18 protein-coding genes, 1 tRNA gene and 1 pseudogene are annotated in these 17,369 nt (G+C 44.2%); 14 read left to right on the top strand and 6 right to left on the bottom strand.

Annotated features, from left to right (window positions below):
* On the bottom strand, window positions 1-2,142 hold the full coding sequence (locus tag NZ952_02590; GenBank protein MCS7120076.1) for a GTP-binding protein: 2,142 nt from the start codon (window positions 2,140-2,142) through the stop codon (window positions 1-3).
* 504 nt (window positions 2,143-2,646) lie between these two features.
* On the opposite strand from NZ952_02590, the gene NZ952_02585 reads away from it, so the two are divergent.
* Window positions 2,647-3,552 (top strand): ARMT1-like domain-containing protein, encoded by a 906-nt coding sequence (locus NZ952_02585; GenBank protein ID MCS7120075.1) that lies wholly within the window; start codon window positions 2,647-2,649, stop codon window positions 3,550-3,552.
* On the opposite strand, the gene NZ952_02580 is transcribed toward NZ952_02585, so the two are convergent.
* A complete protein-coding gene (locus NZ952_02580) occupies window positions 3,549-4,310 on the bottom strand; it encodes a TatD family hydrolase (GenBank protein ID MCS7120074.1) in 762 nt (253 codons plus the stop codon). The two genes, NZ952_02585 and NZ952_02580, sit on opposite strands and share 4 nt — an antisense overlap.
* 124 nt (window positions 4,311-4,434) lie before the next feature.
* Between NZ952_02580 and NZ952_02575 the strand changes: the two genes are divergently transcribed.
* The 8 genes and pseudogenes from NZ952_02575 (at window position 4,435) to NZ952_02540 (ending at window position 9,151) form a co-directional block, all read left to right on the top strand.
* Complete coding sequence (locus NZ952_02575) at window positions 4,435-5,439, top strand: Gfo/Idh/MocA family oxidoreductase (GenBank protein ID MCS7120073.1); 1,005 nt, start codon at window positions 4,435-4,437, stop codon at window positions 5,437-5,439.
* 50 nt (window positions 5,440-5,489) lie between these two features.
* On the top strand, window positions 5,490-6,338 hold the full coding sequence (locus NZ952_02570) for a F420-dependent methylenetetrahydromethanopterin dehydrogenase (protein ID MCS7120072.1): 849 nt from the start codon (window positions 5,490-5,492) through the stop codon (window positions 6,336-6,338).
* Between the two features lie 48 nt (window positions 6,339-6,386).
* Complete coding sequence (locus NZ952_02565) at window positions 6,387-6,647, top strand: 50S ribosomal protein L14e (protein ID MCS7120071.1); 261 nt, start codon at window positions 6,387-6,389, stop codon at window positions 6,645-6,647.
* A gap of 50 nt (window positions 6,648-6,697) precedes the next feature.
* Window positions 6,698-7,738 (top strand): annotated as a pseudogene (locus NZ952_02560) (RNA-guided pseudouridylation complex pseudouridine synthase subunit Cbf5).
* Window positions 7,739-7,813: 75 nt separating this feature from the next.
* A tRNA-Ser gene (locus NZ952_02555) sits at window positions 7,814-7,956 on the top strand.
* Between the two features lie 112 nt (window positions 7,957-8,068).
* Window positions 8,069-8,437 (top strand): hypothetical protein, encoded by a 369-nt coding sequence (locus tag NZ952_02550; GenBank protein ID MCS7120070.1) that lies wholly within the window; start codon window positions 8,069-8,071, stop codon window positions 8,435-8,437.
* On the top strand, window positions 8,434-8,901 hold the full coding sequence (locus tag NZ952_02545; protein ID MCS7120069.1) for a hypothetical protein: 468 nt from the start codon (window positions 8,434-8,436) through the stop codon (window positions 8,899-8,901). Before NZ952_02550 ends, NZ952_02545 begins: the two co-directional genes overlap by 4 nt.
* Window positions 8,902-8,914: 13 nt before the next feature.
* The gene (locus NZ952_02540) at window positions 8,915-9,151 is read left to right on the top strand and encodes a hypothetical protein (protein MCS7120068.1); all 237 of its coding nucleotides are present in this window, start codon (window positions 8,915-8,917) and stop codon (window positions 9,149-9,151) included.
* 48 nt (window positions 9,152-9,199) lie between these two features.
* On the opposite strand, the gene NZ952_02535 is transcribed toward NZ952_02540, so the two are convergent.
* The gene (locus NZ952_02535; protein ID MCS7120067.1) at window positions 9,200-9,538 is read right to left on the bottom strand and encodes a divalent-cation tolerance protein CutA; all 339 of its coding nucleotides are present in this window, start codon (window positions 9,536-9,538) and stop codon (window positions 9,200-9,202) included.
* A gap of 200 nt (window positions 9,539-9,738) precedes the next feature.
* Here NZ952_02535 and NZ952_02530 point away from each other — a divergent pair, with 200 nt between their 5' ends.
* On the top strand, window positions 9,739-10,398 hold the full coding sequence (locus NZ952_02530) for an adenylate kinase (GenBank protein MCS7120066.1): 660 nt from the start codon (window positions 9,739-9,741) through the stop codon (window positions 10,396-10,398).
* Here NZ952_02530 and NZ952_02525 read toward each other — a convergent pair.
* From NZ952_02525 to NZ952_02515, 3 genes are all read right to left on the bottom strand, one after another.
* Window positions 10,376-12,052, bottom strand: coding sequence for a beta-propeller domain-containing protein (locus tag NZ952_02525; protein MCS7120065.1), 1,677 nt, complete (start codon window positions 12,050-12,052; stop codon window positions 10,376-10,378). The genes NZ952_02530 and NZ952_02525 overlap by 23 nt on opposite strands.
* A 292-nt stretch (window positions 12,053-12,344) precedes the next feature.
* Window positions 12,345-12,662 carry a hypothetical protein gene (locus NZ952_02520; protein ID MCS7120064.1) on the bottom strand — a complete coding sequence of 106 codons (318 nt, stop codon included), beginning with the start codon at window positions 12,660-12,662 and terminating at the stop codon, window positions 12,345-12,347.
* Window positions 12,663-13,330: 668 nt separating this feature from the next.
* Window positions 13,331-13,447: a hypothetical protein gene (locus NZ952_02515; GenBank protein ID MCS7120063.1), complete on the bottom strand. Its 117-nt coding sequence runs from the start codon at window positions 13,445-13,447 to the stop codon at window positions 13,331-13,333.
* A gap of 200 nt (window positions 13,448-13,647) precedes the next feature.
* Between NZ952_02515 and NZ952_02510 the strand changes: the two genes are divergently transcribed.
* From NZ952_02510 to NZ952_02495, 4 genes are all read left to right on the top strand, one after another.
* Window positions 13,648-14,436, top strand: coding sequence for a prepilin peptidase (locus tag NZ952_02510; GenBank protein MCS7120062.1), 789 nt, complete (start codon window positions 13,648-13,650; stop codon window positions 14,434-14,436).
* Between the two features lie 103 nt (window positions 14,437-14,539).
* Window positions 14,540-14,812: an elongation factor 1-beta gene (locus NZ952_02505; protein ID MCS7120061.1), complete on the top strand. Its 273-nt coding sequence runs from the start codon at window positions 14,540-14,542 to the stop codon at window positions 14,810-14,812.
* 83 nt (window positions 14,813-14,895) lie between these two features.
* Window positions 14,896-17,067 carry a CDC48 family AAA ATPase gene (locus tag NZ952_02500; protein MCS7120060.1) on the top strand — a complete coding sequence of 724 codons (2,172 nt, stop codon included), beginning with the start codon at window positions 14,896-14,898 and terminating at the stop codon, window positions 17,065-17,067.
* A gap of 37 nt (window positions 17,068-17,104) precedes the next feature.
* Window positions 17,105-17,338: a hypothetical protein gene (locus tag NZ952_02495; protein ID MCS7120059.1), complete on the top strand. Its 234-nt coding sequence runs from the start codon at window positions 17,105-17,107 to the stop codon at window positions 17,336-17,338.
* Window positions 17,339-17,369: the final 31 nt, after the last annotated feature.

Genomic DNA, 17,369 nt, shown 5'->3' with positions numbered 1-17,369 from the left:
TTATGAAAGTGGAGGTAAGCCCTTACGTTTTCGAATTTGCTCGATTGTCTCACGCATCATTGTCTCTGGAACCTTCTGCCAATGATCAAATTGGATCTGCCAAAATGCGTACCCAGAAGAGGCTGATCTAAGCTCTGAGGCTAGACCTAACGTTTGAGCGTATGGCAAGTGTGCATGGACTATTGAGAGGTGACCTCTTGGTAATATTTTAAGGATCTTTCCATCTCTCCTTGTTATGATAGGAGTTATGTTGCCGAGCATTGCTGTCGGTATAGATACTTGAAGGCGGCAAACAGGCTGCAACAGCACTGGATTGGCAGTCAGTATAGAATTTAGGATTGCACTTTTTATTGCTAGAGCCATTTGCCCGGATTTAGTATTAACTGTCAGGCCATCAGGTTGTGCATCAACTAATTTAGCAATAATGCATCTTAATGGTTCGTGACATAACGGTCCAGCTTGGCATGCCATTTTGAAGCCGAGCACTACCTCCTCTTGGATTGCCTCTCCTATAAAGCATTTCTTGGTCATGTTAATCAAGATGTTATTATTCTTTTCAAAAGCCAAGATGCTGGAAGGTAACTGAAATTTCTGCGATCTATCATCTTTAAGAATCCTTTCAAAATCGTTTTTATGGACAATTTCCATAGCAATGTTACCTGAGCCTCTCTCATAATATTCCCTTTCTAACGGTACAACTTGAACGGCACATATTACCCCCGAATCTTGGTCGAATACGGTGACAGGTTTACCGACTTTTCCTACAGTCTCTCTATAAGCAATTATGGGTTGAGATGATATTATCTCAAGACTTGGATCATACTCTTTGATGGCGTTGATAGCGATTTCTAGGTGGAGTTCTCCAATTCCCGAAAGTAAATACTCCCCTGTATCCTCATTAAATGATACTGAAAGATCAGGGTCCTCAACGCATATGCGTTGCATTAAATTGATAAGATGTGATAAATTTTTGGGGTCTTTTGGCTCTAGCGCAATGGTTATCACTGGTTCAGAAACATGCTGAAAGTCTGAAAAATAACACTTCTCATTTTTATGCATCGCATCTGTAATTGTTTCTCCAGCTCTTGCGTTTTCAATCCCCCCTAAAGCCGCGATGTTTCCAGCTTCGATGCTGTCGACTGGGACCTTGGTCGAACCCATTAGAATATAAATTTGACGTACGCGACATGTCTTTTCACTATTCATTAAGTAGACTTCTCCGCCCCTAACGATTTTGCCGGAAAAGATTCTGACTACAGTGATAATTTCGTCCCCTTCGTCCAAAAAGGTACTGGTTACAGCCATGACCAAGGGTCCATTTGAGTCGCAGTTTAACATTGCTGTATAGACATCAGATGTAGGGTCTCCTTTACATATCTTTGGAATTCTATACTTCTGTGCTTCAGACGGGCTTGGTAACTGAGAAGTTATCATGCTCAGGATCGTATTCCCAAGAGGAAGAAGATCTTCAAGATTTTGCCACTTTTCATCTCGGTACGCACTAAATATGTCTTTGAACCTAACACCGATCCTATACGCTTCTTCGATTGTTAATCCCCATTTGTGGAGGGCCGACCCGAAAGCGACAGTGCCCTTAGAAGGGTTAACTTTCCATTTATCTTTGATTTCAGGCTCAGAGTAGATGCTGATCAAATTGTTGAAGTCGCTGATAATCGTTGTAAGTCTATCTGCTATTTCTCTCAAGGAAAATTTTAGCTCAAGAATCAATCTATCTACCTTATTAATGAAAAGTATAGGTTTAACCATCTCATTTAGGGCCTGCCTTATCACGGTCTCAGTCTGAGCCATTATGCCCTCCACGGCGTCAACCACTACGACCGCTCCATCAATCATCCTTAATGCGCGAGCCACTTTTCCAGTGAAATCTACGTGTCCCGGTGTGTCCACTAAATTGATCAAATAGTATCCTTGATGGCCCCTGTAGGGAAGCATGATGTTTGCCGTCTTTATTGTGATCCCTCTTCTCTGCTCCTCCCTTAGATAATCTAGGACTTTCGCCTCTCCCGCAACACTTCTCGGAAGGAGACCTACAGCAGATAACATGGAATCAGTTAATGTTGTCTTGCCATGATCTATATGGGCTATTATTCCTACGTTCCTAATGCGATCCCTTTGTCTCATTGTGGTGGCAATGTTCTCTACGAATTTGGTTGAAAACATATTAACTCTACAACATTAAATTAAGATGTAATCTATATATTGTTGATCAAGAGGTTTTAGGCTAATCTTCTTTATTTGTATCTTGCGCGCCTTTTCTCCCTTTTCTTCTTCTCGCGGCGCATCCGTTTCTTCTTCCACTTGGCTCTCATTCTAAACTCTCTTCTTTATGAATATACATTTTGGGATGTTCTCAGCATATATTTCCCTGAAGACTTACAGAACTTCTATTTTTTTCCTTTTAAACCTTTTGGGCCGCCTAACCCTCATCTGTTTTCTAATACTTAAGCGTTACTATAGTCTATACAGCATCAAAATTTGCTGAGGATTTTGTAACGCCTGACACCCCGCAGATTAGATGTATGATATTATGTTACATTTGCGGTGTAATTTGGCGGCAAAGTTAGCATTTATAAATCCCTTACCCACCTTATTGCTGTCTCGGTTAAATTAGAATGGTGGATGAGAATGAAGTCGCATCTCCTTTGCTTTCCCTGCACTGTTAGAGCAGCCTTTGACATAGCGTCAAAATCTACGGATAATGAAGCGCTTAGGCGGAAGGTGATTTTTGAGACGGTCAAATGGTTGGCCGATAATCAAAGTGACTTATTGGAATGCGAACCCACCGTCTTCCACACCCATGTCTTCAAAATATGCCAGAAGATCACTGGGAATACGGACCCATTTAAACCATTGAAGAAAATGTCAAATGAAACTGCAATGAGAATTTTACCCGTTCTGGAGCAGCGGTGCAGATGCAAGAATTATGAGGAACGCTTTAGGCTGGCAGCTTTAGGAAGCATTTGCGGCAACGCCATAGACTTTGAGGTTGAAGGTTACAGCGTTTCGACTGCTACAATTGAATCTTCCCTCCTGAGCTGTCTCAACGGTGATCTGGCGATAGATGATACTCCGAAGATTATGGATGCGTTAGAGTCTTCAAGCAGAATACTTTACTTGCTTGATAATGCGGGCGAGATAGTCTTTGATAAATTCTTTATTAAAACTATTATGGAACGGTATTCTGTGAAGGTGTATGCGGCAGTGAAAAGCGGACCGATATTGAATGACGCAACAATTGAGGATGCGATGCAGGTTGGCCTAGACGAATGCGCTGAGGTAATTGAGACGGGAAATGATCATATCGGATTAAAATTAGATATGGTCTCTAAAGAATTTCTGACCAGCTTGATGGAGGCAGACCTTATTATCGCAAAGGGTCAAGGATATTATGAGAGTTTGACTGAGAATGAGCGTATATTGTCAAAGCCGATTGCTTATCTTCTTCGGGCGAAATGCATCGAGGTTGCAAGGCATCTAAATGTTCCTTGGCTTGGGAATGTCATCAAGTTTGTAGCTCGATCAGGCAATTAAGGAATCTTGAAAAGTTTTTTCGCATTCTCTGTTGTAACCTCGGCGACCCGAGTAATCTGCTCATTCTTTATCTCAGCAACCGCGGAAAGGGTTTTAGTGATGTGTGCTGGCTCGGCCGGCTCCCCCAGATATTCAACAGGAGAGTCAGTCTCTAATAGAATCTGTTCCAAAGGTGTCTTTGAAATTGCTGTCCTATGAGCTTTGCGGTAAGCCGCAGCTGGCGTAGCTGAGATATAGTAGCCCTCGTCTAGCAGTTTTTTCAGGACATTGAGTGGTCCGCTGAACCAGTGGAAGACAGCCTTCTTCACACCTTCTTCTTTTGTAATCTCTAAAGCTTCTGCCCAGGCTCCCCTGCTGTGTATCGAAACTGGCTTATCATTATCTTTAGATAATTTTAAAAGCCTTCTAAAGATCCGTCTCTGGAATTCTGTAACTTCAGAGCTTTTACGAATGTCTGGGTGCCAGTAATCTAGGCCGATCTCTCCTATCGCGTATGCCTTTCTGATATTGTCTTCTATGAATTTTAATTCCAATTCTGCCTTTTGCGGTTCCAAATTTTGTGGATGAAGCCCGATGCATGGATAGATTCTTAGCTTCATATTACAATGCTTAACTCCTTCATGAAGAGACCACATATTTGTCTCTTTATCAGATCCCATAGTTAAGATGGCGATAACGCCAACCTCCTCCGCCCTTCTTATGGCCGCGTCAAGATCCTCGATTTCTTCTAGGTGAGAATGGGTGTCAACAAGTTCCAACAAACTACACCATCCTGTCTCATAAATAAGATGTTCTTTGAAGATAAAAGTTATCGCGAGCTATGAAAATTCCTAAATAATCGAATCTTTAATTGTCTAAGGAAGATTTGTGAGATGAAGTGTTATGGCATTTAGAAGTGTTGGTGTTGCCGTTGTAGGTGTCGGGTTCGTTGGCGGTCAGGCTCACGTGCCATCGTTTAAAAAGATGCCGGGGGCTGAGTTGGTTGTTATAGGCGCGAGAACGGAGTCCAGGGTTAAACCGTTATCAGAAAAATATGGTGTGCCGTACTGTCTCGATTACGATGCGATATTGGATAATCCTAAGGTGGATGCAGTTGTCATTTCAGTTCCTACCCCATTTCACTATGAGGCTACTATTAGGGCGGTGGAGAAGGGAAAACATGTACTATGCGAGATGCCACTTGCGCCTAAGATCTCGCAAGTGCGGGAGATGAAGAGAGCAGCGGAGAGGAATGGGGTCCTGTTAATGCCAGTCTTGAATTTCAGGTTTGCACCAGTGTACGTCAAAGCTAAAGAGATGCTGAAAAATGGAATCATAGGAGAACCCATCGCTGTCCACTTTAGAGAGTTTATTCCAGCCAAAGCTTTAGCAGAGCAATGGCCACCAGGCTCTTGGGCATGGGATATCGAGAAGAGTGGGGGTTATCCAGACTTTACACTTTCGGTCTGGTCGATCGACATGTTACGGTGGATGCTTGAGGATGAAATAGTCTACGTAGAATGGGTAAGCAACTATAGTAAGCTTGAGAGGTTTGGAGGGATCATAGGCTATAATACAATTGGCGCAATAAGATTTTCTAGGGGAGCTGTGGGATCCCTTCATTATGGTGCAACAGTTGGGGAGTCTGCAAGCACGAGTAGGCTGGAAATATATGGAGACAATACAAATGTTCTTCACACGGTTTGGAACAACAAGATAATCCTTTATGGATCAGATCCTGAAAGAAGAGAGTGGGATATTCCGGTTTCAGGCACGAGAGTTTGGGGGCACTATCAGATTGACAGCCACTTTATTGATTGCATATTGGGAAAAGCTAAACCCCTGATAACTGTTGAGGATGCTATCAAGGCGCAAGAGATTGCCGAGAAGATGGTGCAGAGAACATAGTAAATTTTATCCTATTTAGTATGTGCCTTGAAAAGTCAGAGGTGTATCAAATGGGTAATGTTGTTAAGATCGGCATACTAAAGGTAGGATGCTTAGGCATTTTGCCATTGCTTGAGTTCATATTGGACGAGAGAGCTGATAGGATGGATATTGATGTGAGGGTTGTCGGGGCAGGTGCGAAACTCGGAGTGGACCAATGTAGAGAAGCCGCCGAATTCATGCTCAAAATTAGCCCTGACGTGGTTATTCTCGTAGGTCCAGGGCAAACTACCCCTGGACCCTCAGAGGCACGTAAAGTGCTCAAAACCGCTGGGCTTCCAACTATTATAATATCAGATAGCCCGGCTAAAAAGCTCGTAAAAGAATTGGAGGAGTATGGTATGGGTTATATCATTGTGGAGGCGGATTCTATGATTGGTGCTCGAAGAGAGTTTCTTGATCCTGCCGAGATGGTGATATTTAACTCGGATGTACTGAAAGTTCTGGCTGTAACTGGCGTGGTCAATGCGATAGTGAAAGTTATAGATGAGATGATTAAACAGTTAAGGTCTGGACAGAAACCGAGTATGCCAAGGGTCATACTTGATTCTGAAACAGCCGTCGAAGCCGCTGGGTTCTTGAACCCCTATGCAAGGGCGAAGGCAAAAGCGGCATACGAATTAGCTGCGCAAGTTTCGAAGATCACGACGGATGCATGTTTTAGGATAACCGATGCGAATGTGTATATTCCCATGGTTGCCGAGGCTCATGAGATCATGAGGTATGCTGCAAGGGTGGCTGATGAGGCTAGAGAGATTGAGAAGATGGGTGATCATGTCCTAAGAAGGCCTCACCTTAAAGATGGGTCTATGGGAGAAAAGCGTAAGCTAATGGAGAAGCCCTCAAGGATAAATCCTTAACATTTATGTAGAAGTCTCCCTTCTTGAAATGAATGGAGGTTTCTTATCTTGCCCGCGATTGAAGTCGGTAGGATATGCGTGAAGTTGAGAGGCAGAGAAGCCGGGAAAAAATGCGTGATAGTTGACTTAATTGACAAGAATTTTGCCCTTATAACTGGTCCAAAATCATTAACTGGGGTTAGACGTCGAAGAGTGAACATAAATCACCTTAGACCAATGGAAGAGAAGATTGAAATAAAAAGAGGTGCAACGGACGAAGAAGTAACAGAGGCTCTTGCCAAGCTTAGCGGATATTCTAGCCCAAAATAGGGCTGAGTTTTTATTTTTTTTCCACAACTTGCTTTCATGGAGGATGGTTTATGACAAAGATTGTTGCGCCATGGATGGTTAGGCGTGAGACTCTGATTAAGTCGGAGGCTGAGACCGATCCAAACTATGGATGCAAACCTTGTGAGAGGCCTGCATCGGACTTCATAAGGTTTGGAATAGTGAATCTTGACAAACCAGCTGGTCCATCAAGCCATGAAGTGACAGCTTGGGTGAGACGAATCCTGTCTGTTAGGCATGCTGGTCACGGCGGGACCTTAGAAGCCTCTAATATGGTTAGAGGCTAAGGATATCCCAAGGTGACTGGCGTCCTGCCTATAGCCTTAGAGGAAGCGACCAAAGTAATCCAAGCCCTATTAGTCTCTGGAAAAGAATACGTTTGCGTGATGAGACTTCACTCAGACATTCCTGAAGAACGGGTGAAAAATGTTCTCGAGGAATTCCAGGGTAAAATATTTCAGAAGCCTCCTGTCCGCGCCTCTGTGAAAAGAAGGGTTAGAGTTAGGAGAATATACTATATTGAAACCTTGGAGATTGATGGCAGAAATGTCCTATTTAAGGTTGGATGCGAGGCCGGAACATACATACGTAAACTCTGCCATGACATAGGAGACGTGCTGGGCTGTGGGGCCCACATGCTAGAACTAAGGCGGACAAGATCCGGTCCCTTCACCGAGGATGAACATAACGTGACACTTCACGACGTTTACTACCTTTATAGCAAGTGGAAAGAAGAGGGGGACGAAAAAGCGTTAAGGAGCTTTATACTACCTATGGAAACCGCCTTGGCGCTCCTGCCTAAGATAATCGTGAGAGACTCGGCGGTCGACGCTTTATGCCACGGTGCACATTTAGCGGCCCCGGGTATTGTCTCATTAGAGGACGGCATACTATCCGGAAGCAAAGTTGCCATTTTTACTTTGAAAGGTGAGGTAGTAGCGTTGGGCACGGCTGTGGCAAGCAGTGAAGAAATCATGAAGATGGATCATGGAATAGCCGCAAAGAATGAGAGGGTCATAATGCCTAGAGGTACCTATCCAAAACTTTGGCGTTCAAAAACAAAAGGCGAATAAGAGCTTGCCTAGCTTCGTTCATTACGGAAAGAATAAAAACTTCGGAGATCGTAGAATCTAAAGTAGGCATTGCAAGCCGGGGTCTCCTAGAGCTAACAATGCGGGAAGTCAGGTAGGGAGCAGACCTCGAGAACATAGGAGCTCAAGCCTGGAGAGAAAAACTGGCTAGCCTGTGACCCATCTGGGTCGCGTGGGTTCAAATCCCACCCCCGGCGCCAAAAACAAACTTTTACATTCGCTTCTTTTTCTGAAGAGTTTTGGCGGCAAATATCTCTCAGCCGCTAGACACAAATTATATGTGCTGAGATGACCAAGGTTTAAGTGGGTGTTTTGCTTAAAAATAGTTTTGATGTTAGATGTTATCTGGTTAAACCGAATAGCTTACTTCTACGCGTAGATGCCGATGCGGGGATCGCCGGATGGGGCGAATGCAGCACAATGAATACTCAGGTTATAGCGGCTCACGTCAGACATTCTCTAGTTCCGTTTATAATGGGCTGTGACCCATTCGATATAGAATCTCTCATGGAGCGGATTTTCATAAAAACCTATAAGATCGCAGGTCAAAGTCAGGCCATTGCTATTAGCGGCATAGAGATAGCTCTTTGGGACATAATCGGCAAGGCCCTCGGCGTACCTGTCTATAAGCTTCTAGGTGGCGCGTACCGTAAAAAATCCCCATGTATGCTTCCAGTATGAGGAGAGATACAACGCCTGAGGAAGAAGCAGAGAGGCTGATGAGGGTGGTTGAGGAGAAAGGATTTAAAGCCGTTAAGGTTAAGGTCGGCAACCCCTTCGGCTTTGATAAAGATGCCGCGCCGGGCCGAAGCGAATCTGTTGTTAGGGAGGTCCGGGAAAAACTAGGTGATGAGATCGAGATAATGGTCGATGCTAATGGAGGCTTCGCGGCGCCCAAAGCAATCCAGCTGGGAAGGAAGATGGAAAAATATGATATATTTCACTTCGAAGAACCCTGCCCTTACTACGACATTGATTCAACAGCGAAGGTGGCTAAGGCCTTAGATGTTCCAGTAGCCGGGGGTGAACAGGACTGGAGCATCTACAGATTCAAAGAAATGCTTGAAAAGGAAGCGGTTGACATTGTTCAGCCTGATCTGATTAAGGCTGGGGCTTCTCGGCATGTAAGAAGATTGCAGCTCTAGCCGAGGCCTTTGGCTGCGTATGCACGCCCCATCAAACCCAACCCCTAGGCACCATTGCAACACTACACTTTGTTGCTTCCACACCATGCTGCCGATACTACCAAAAATATATAATATTGACCATCGCGTAGGCGATAAACTGCTTAAAAATCCTGTGCCCATAGTTGACGGTTACATGGAAGTGCCGGATGAACCGGGGCTCGGTGTTGAGATTAATGAAAAAATATTGGCTAACGCAGAAGTCCTTTAGTTGAATCATGGATTCTAGTGTTCATCTAATAGACCGCTAATGAATATCTTATTTATTATTACTTCTCTCTTTTTCAAGCGACCCGTGTAGCCAATCGAGATATTCTTTGCTCCCACTAATTATTGGGATGGCGACAATTTCAGGAACTTCGTATGGATGGACACTTTTTATGGCTTCCTCTACATGTTTGAATAGAGTCTCTGTGCTCTTGATTAGGCATAACCATTCTTCCTCAGTCTCTACCTCTCCCTTCCATCGATAAATGCTCACGATAGGTCCAACGATCTGGACGCATCCGGCGAGACTCTTCTCAACTAGCAGCTTAGCAGCCCTAATTGCATCCTCGCGTCTTGAAAAAGTTGTGTTTATCTGGATAATCTTATCCATTTTGACTTTCCCCCAGACTGGTTGCTACGTAGTTAATTATTACCTGTATGCCCATTTCTATGATTTTATTTTTCTCCCAAAGTTGGAAGTGTAGAAATCAGGTAGTGAGCGATGAAAGCCTACCATAAGACTTTCCGCCTTCCTGTAAAGATATTTAAGATACAATATTTATGGAGAAAGCTAAGTAAGGGTGAGATTAGATGAGAATAGTGATGTTGGGTCCTCCTGGATCCGGGAAGGGGACATATGCTTCAAGACTGACTGGAATTCTCGGGGTTCCGCATATATCAACAGGAGACATGGTGAGGGAGGAGATTAGCGCGAAAACCGAGATTGGGAAGTTGATCAAAGGTTACAGTGACAGGGGTGAGCTTATACCAGACGCAATTATGTTAAAGATGCTTGAGGATAGGTTAAAGAAGCCTGACGTGGAGAGGGGCTTCATACTTGACGGTTTTCCAAGAACTCTTGCTCAAGCAGAGGCGCTCGAAAAGATTTCAAGGATCGATTTGGTGCTTAATTTGAATGTTCCAGACTGGATAATAATTAAGCGCCTGTCGAACCGTGTTGTTTGTAGGGGTTGCGGCGAGATATATAACCTTTTGACATTGAAACCGAAAAGAGAAGGCGTATGCGACAAATGCGGCGGCGAGCTGTATCAGAGGGATGATGACAAACCTGATGTAATACAGGAGAGATTGAACGTGTACCGGCAGAAGACCGAGCCGCTAATAAGGTACTATGCCGAGAAGGGTCTTCTTAGAAATGTTTATTGTAGCAGCCTGGAGACTCCGCCTGAGGTCATTGTGGAAGAGATTTTGAAGATAATTAGCCAAGTTAAGGCAAATAGATCCTGTTGACATCTTCTAGATTATCTAGACTATTTATTTTGATCATTCCTTTTGATATTGTGTACAGGAAATTCTCGATGTAAATTGCCCTCTCAACTGAAAATCGGGAAGCAAGCAAGCGATCGCCATCTAAATATCCTTGGTTGTTCTCTAAATGCGTGATTCTTCCCCTCACTACAACATTATTCTCTGTTGTTGTGAATACATAGACGCCCTGCCATGTATAATCCCCATAAACATATGGTGGGACGCCGCTTGGAAATTTCTTTTCATCGACCTCAGCAAGCAAGATTGGGATAACTAAGAGTTGCCGATCCGCATCGAATAGTAGGGCTTTGTGGTCGTGGAGAACGGGCGATTCGGTTCCTCTATGACCTATCTCATATTTTGCAATTTCAAGCGGGTTCTCAACGTCACTTATGTCAAATAATGAGATCTTTACGCCCTGGTACCATGCGAAATCGCCTTGCTCAGCATCCTCTGTCTCTTTTCCGATGCCGATCAGTAGGGTCTGTCCATACGGATGAAGGTAATTTGAATAGCCTGGGATCTTGAGCTGACCGAGAATCCTTGGATTAGCCGGGTCTTCAAGGCTGATCACGAAGAGCGGGTCTACCTTCTTAAATGTTACTAGGTAGCATTTATCGCCCATAAACCTTGCAGAGTATATGGTCTCTCCGATTGCAAGATTCTCTAGTCTCCCAATAATTGTAAGGTTCATATCAAGGACATACACATTGTTGCCTGAAATACCGTTCCATACATCGCCCGTTGTCGTGGCAATTCTGAAGAATCCGCCATACTCGTCCATCGAAAACTGATTAAGAATTCTGCCCAGAACATTCCCATTTGCTTCGGGCAGAATCAATTCACCATCAATTTTGATACGGTAGACTTCGGTTACCATCGCGTAAGACTTAGGGATGTAATGAGAGGTCGCCAAGTAGATATTGTTCAGCGACACATAGATACCGCTACTATAGCCCACCAATAATGTTTGATGCGATGGACTGATGGATTCATTCTTTATGTTCACGGAGAGCACTGTTACAAACTGATAGGAGTAATCTGCCACGTCAACATAATATATGTCTCTCGCATCAATCTCCTCTAATTCACCGTCTTTAATTACCGTTGGCAGGGGCACATCTTCCCCTATTCTATAGGCTCCTCTTGAAGTAATCAGGTACATGTAGTCCCCAATCATTCTGGAAGCAAAGTATGAGCCATCACATGAGATCTTCTTGACAAGAGACGGTCTTTCTCTATCCGCCACATCATAGATCAATATGTGAGTAAACGGTACGTCGAGAAAGCCAATTTTTTCAGATGCCCGGCTGCTGAACTTTTCATAATTTGATTCAAGGACTACTAGCCGGTCATTATTTATAAAGATGCCAACAATCGTTCCGTTAACTGTTATATTCGCAAGAAAGTGCGCTGTCTCCGGCGGATAGCCCCTCACAATTAGGATGTGATTGTCGCGAACTATGTAAATGTAAGACCCATCACATTTTACAATGTCCGCTTCATCAATGCCTTCAACCTGAACATTTGTTCTCGAATAATCAAGCGTGCTTTTTGCGGAGTAACCTACGGAAAAGATGCTTAGTTGTCGCTCTAAGTAGTATGATGGATAGTTAGCGGTGCTATTAAGAAACATTTTAAGTTCCATGTATGATGAGAACTTCTTAAGTTCTATACTGCTGGGATAAGTTAAGAAATTTGGGGGGTTGAGAAAGCAAAAAAGAGTGAGGGATGGCGAGACTATAAAAATCGTTAGTGATAGAAGAGTTGACCATCTGGAAAGGATTCGACGGCTTTTCATATGGTTCCCTTATCAGTGATATGGAAATGTGAATCTCTTAATTCTATGGATTAGAACAAAAGACGAGGAGGTATGTCTAAATTTTAGAACATGAGTTAACGTGTAATACTTTTGCTTGTCTCCTGGTTCAGGCTTGCGTTATAAATGTAGCGGCAAGCCCATGCTTCTCAGGTAGCATTGCGTCAAGCATTGGATAGGAGCTTGAGATGTGCTTTCCTGAAAGGTGGGCCAACTTAATAATGAAGTTATTGTACGCATATTCATCGACATATTCAATATTCGTTGGTATGCTCTCATACTTTCTATGCCAAACATAAATGGGCTTATTTAGCCCATTGCATGAAATGTCCTCAAGATTTGGGTCCATCATTATCGAGTGAAGACTACCATAGCCCGCTAAATCGAGGACAACATAGTAGAAGATATTTCTCCAAGACTCATTCACTAAACTTTCCAAGCGAACTTCGGTACTTTCTTGCAACCCTGCTTGCTTCCTGAGACACATAAGTTTGCGCATCCGTTGAGATTGCTTCTGGCGGTCTCAGCTCTCGACTGATGATTGAGACTAACTTCCTATACGCTTGTCTCTCCCTAAAGTCTAAGGGTTCCTCTTCAACGAAGTATTTCAGGTTTCCCTCCGACTCGAATACTTCGGCGATGCTGACCTTAGATAGTGGGTTGTGAATCCAGCAACTCTCGACAATCTTGACTGATGTGTCTCTTGGGTGGACAATTATGCCCTCTTCAGCGATCTGCCCCGTATACCCATCTCTAATTTTTTTTCGCCAAATGTTTTCCTAAATAGGCCCATTAGCTCCCTCCCTAGGATGGGGTCATCCAGAAGTAAAGGCTGAAAAAAGAAGGAGCGATGAAACATATGGTAGCGATAGCATTACTGGATAGTCTTTTCCAGAGGCCGTGTGAAGCTGGATGTTAAGAGTAGTCCCTGACGCAAAGTGAGTGGCGTTGAAACCGATATATATGCTGTCTTCCCGATCTGAATTGTCATCGGATTTACGGATTGTTATATTATAAAATTGGCCATTATCACTATCACTTTTACTGCGTATCAACTTGTTATCTCTAGGTTCTTGAACCCCGTGTATAAACCTGCTATTCCCCCATCCAATAGGCAAATGCGACTGCCACGACAATCGTTACCGAGACGAGTATAACCGTCGCAATTGCTGGGCTGATGCCTTTCTTACTTCTCGGCGAGAGTCTCGCCACTTCCCCTGCACAATGAGAACGTTACATGGAAAGTTTACATAAATCAATTATGAAGAACCGTTACTGTTTAGGCATAAATATTCATAGTATGAAAAGGCGTCTTCTTAGTCCATAAGAAAGATAAGATAAAGGCTGTTCAATGATAATGCAGCAAACCTAAACGGATCTATAGATGTCTTCGTAAGAAGGAGTATACGACGATGAAAGGATTAGAGATAGATATAGAAATGGCGAGGATATTTTGGGCTCTCATATTTCTCTCAGTATCTTCGTTGTATGATCTTAGGAGTAGGGAGGTGCCTGATAAGGTCTGGGCCGTCTTCGCTCCGGTTGCTTTAGCCTTACTGTTTTTCCAATATTACGTGAGTCAACTACCTGTCTTCTCGCTGATGTTGTCCGTTGCAGTTACAACAGGTGTAGCACTTGCGCTTTTCTATTTTGGGTTCTTTGGGGGAGCGGACGCCAAAGCGTTGATCTGCGTCTCTCTCGCTGTTCCACTATATCCTGAGGCATCTCTGTATAAACCCTTATTGCCAGAATATCCTTTTCCGCTATCGGTTTTGGGAAATGCTGCTGTGGGCTCCTCTCTCCTCATACTGGTCATGATTATACGGAATTTCTCAGAGCTTGTTGTGGGTGAAGAAAGAATATTTGAGGGTTTCGAGGAGGAACCATTTTGGAGAAAGATTATTGTCTTCATGACCGGGATGAGAGTCGACGTTAAGAAACTGGGGTCAGGATCTCACTACATACCACTCGAGTATTTCATTAATGAAGCAAATGGTACGGTTAGCCGGCATCTACGATTGTCATGGTCTCTCGATGAAGAAGAATCCGGAGAAGTTGGCGACATTTTGAGATATGTGGAGGGAAAGGTTTGGGTGACACCGGGTCTTCCATTCATCGTCTTCATTACAGCTGGTTTTCTCTTCGCCCTCATTTTCGGGGATATTATAACATGGATCATCATTTTCTTTACGGGTCTCTAAGCATGATGAATGATGGGAGCAATCTCTTTGCAAGCGACATTATTAGCAAAATTTTAAAATACTTCCTAATACTCTTAAGAGGCATTCAAATGGTGCATTAACATTGGCTAAGAAGGTCCTAATCTCATTAAAAATCTTCCCTGCTGAAATTGATGTTGATCGAGAGGATCTCAAGAGGAAGATAGAGAGAGCTCTTCCAGAATATGCTTCAATCTACGGATTCGAAGAAGAACCGATTGCATTCGGCCTCGTTGCCACCATAGCCCATATACTGGTGCCGGAAGATAAGGAGGGCGCGATAGACGGGGTAGAGTCATGCCTAAAAGAGATTAAAGAGATAAGCGATTTCCAAACCTTGATGGTGAGAAGGGTTTAAACGTATTAAATCCCCGTTCATTATGTTTATATAGGAAATGTTGTTCTTCATTCTGAGGGGACACGTTAGACGTGGTGGCCACCGTGAAAGAGGTTCAGCTGAGAGTAGGAGACGCAAAGCAGAGGGATGTGGCTAGGGGTATTGCAAGAATAGACCAGAAGACTATGGAGGATTTAGGGGTCTCTGCTGGTGATGTAATCGAAATAATCGGTAAAAGGAGAACATCTGCAATCGCCTGGCCTGCCTATGCGGAGGACCAGGGACGAGGAATTATCAGAATAGATGGTTTCACACGTAAGAATGCAGGGGTCTCAATAAATGAGTATGTAATTGTTCAACGTGCTGATGTTAAGGATGCTCTAAGCATAATTCTAGCACCGATCGATATGCGCCTGAATGTGGATGAGGACTTCACAAATTTTGTGAAGAACCGCCTTATGGAGAGGACTTTTGTAGAAGGGGACACGACCCTAGTTATGATGCTCGGTCATCCAGTTCAATTCACAGTGATGAAGACTCGACCCCAAGGTGTTGTGAGATTAAATTATGATACCAAATTGCAGATATTGCCTGAACCAGCACCTGAAGCTAAGGGTCTCCCACGTACTACCTACGAGGATATAGGAGGTCTAAAAGAGGAGATCCAGCGTTTAAGGGAGATGGTTGAGCTTCCAATGAGGCATCCTGAGATTTTCCAGAGACTCGGCATAGAACCTCCTAAAGGCGTCCTACTCCACGGTCCACCGGGCTGCGGAAAGACGCTTCTTGCAAGAGCGGTTGCAAATGAGTCTGATGCGAACTTCTTCTCGATTAATGGACCTGAAATAATGAGTAAATTCTATGGGGAGTCAGAAGCAAGGCTGAGGGAGATCTTCCAGCAGGCGGAAAAGAATGCTCCAGCCATCATCTTCATAGACGAATTGGATGCTATAGCTCCAAAGAGGGAGGAGGTAACAGGCGAGGTTGAGAGACGCGTTGTTGCACAGCTATTAGCCTTAATGGACGGTCTGACTGGTAGGGGAAACGTGATCGTCATCGGCGCAACAAACAGACCGAACGCTCTTGATCCAGCCTTAAGAAGACCAGGGCGATTTGACCGAGAAATTGAGATAGGAATCCCAGACAAGCAGGGGAGATACGAGATTCTTCAGATACACACGCGAGGTATGCCATTATCCCAGAATGTTGATCTCAAGAGATTGGCTGAAATGACGCATGGGTATACCGGCGCGGACTTGGCGGCTCTAGCCAGAGAGACGGCTATGAAGGCTTTAAGGCGATACCTCCCTGAAATCGATCTTGAGCAGGAAAGGATCCCTCCAAGCGTTCTTGAGAAGATGGAAGTGACGATGGAAGACTTCCTGAATGCATTCAAAGAAGTAACACCGACCGCGATGAGGGAGGTGGCTATTGAAGTGCCGACAGTTCATTGGGACGAGATAGGCGACCTAGAAGAGGTTAAACAGAGCCTGCGCGAATCGGTTGAGTGGCCTATTAAGAATCCTGAGGTATTCAGTAGGATGGGGATTAAACCGCCAAAAGGTATTCTGCTGTATGGCCCGCCGGGCTGCGGAAAGACGTTGCTTGCGAGGGCAGTCGCGACTGAGAGCGAAGCAAACTTTATATCGATCAAGGGGCCGGAGGTTTTCTCTAAATGGGTCGGCGAATCGGAGAAGGCTATACGCGAGGTCTTTAGAAAGGCAAGGATGTCGGCACCCGCCATCATATTCTTCGATGAGATTGACGCGCTTGTTCCCAGAAGGGGCTTAGGAATCGGCGACAGCGGTGTGACAGACCGTGTAATCAGTCAACTTTTGACGGAGATAGATGGCATAGTCGCATTACAAGATGTCGTCGTGATTGCCGCAACTAATAGACCGGACATAATAGACCCAGCTGTTCTAAGGCCGGGAAGATTCGATAGGTTAATCTATGTTCCGGAACCTAATGACGAGGGCAGACTGCAAATCTTCAAGATTCACACCAAAGGTATGCCGCTTGCCAAGGATGTAAACTTAGAAGAATTAGCTAGGATAACTAAAGGATATTCTGGAGCAGACATAGAATCCGTCTGTAGAGAAGCCGCTCTGATAGCTCTGCGGAGAGACATAAATTCAAGCGAGGTTACAATGGCGGACTTTCAGGAAGCCCTCAAGAAGGTAGGTCCAAGCATATCCCCGGAGATGGAGAACTGGTATAAGAACTTCATGAAGCAGGTAAGGAGAATCCAGAAACCGGCACCTTTGGTCGCATAAACTGGTGATGAACCATAACCATGAAAAGGAGATGACTATGAGCACGTGGAATATGCAGCCTCTCTATTCGGCTATACTAAATATTCTAAAGCAGAAGGGATCGTTAACCGACGAAGAGCTATTTGACATGCTGAAAGATAGCTGCGAGAACATAGGGTTCGGCGAATTCAACAAGGCGCTTATGCGGCTTGAGGTTACTGGGCTAGTATCAGTTTCAAGTCTCGCAAAAGATAGGAGAATCATCCAATTATTAAAAAATAATAATAGATGAAAGAAAAGCCTGAAACTGGCCGATCTTTATC

It is taken from the genome of Candidatus Bathyarchaeota archaeon (genome assembly GCA_025059045.1).
GTDB lineage: Archaea > Thermoproteota > Bathyarchaeia > Bathyarchaeales > DTEX01 > JANXEA01.
Note: the sequence above shows the minus strand (reverse complement) of the source record. Positions and strands in the feature narration are given on the sequence as shown.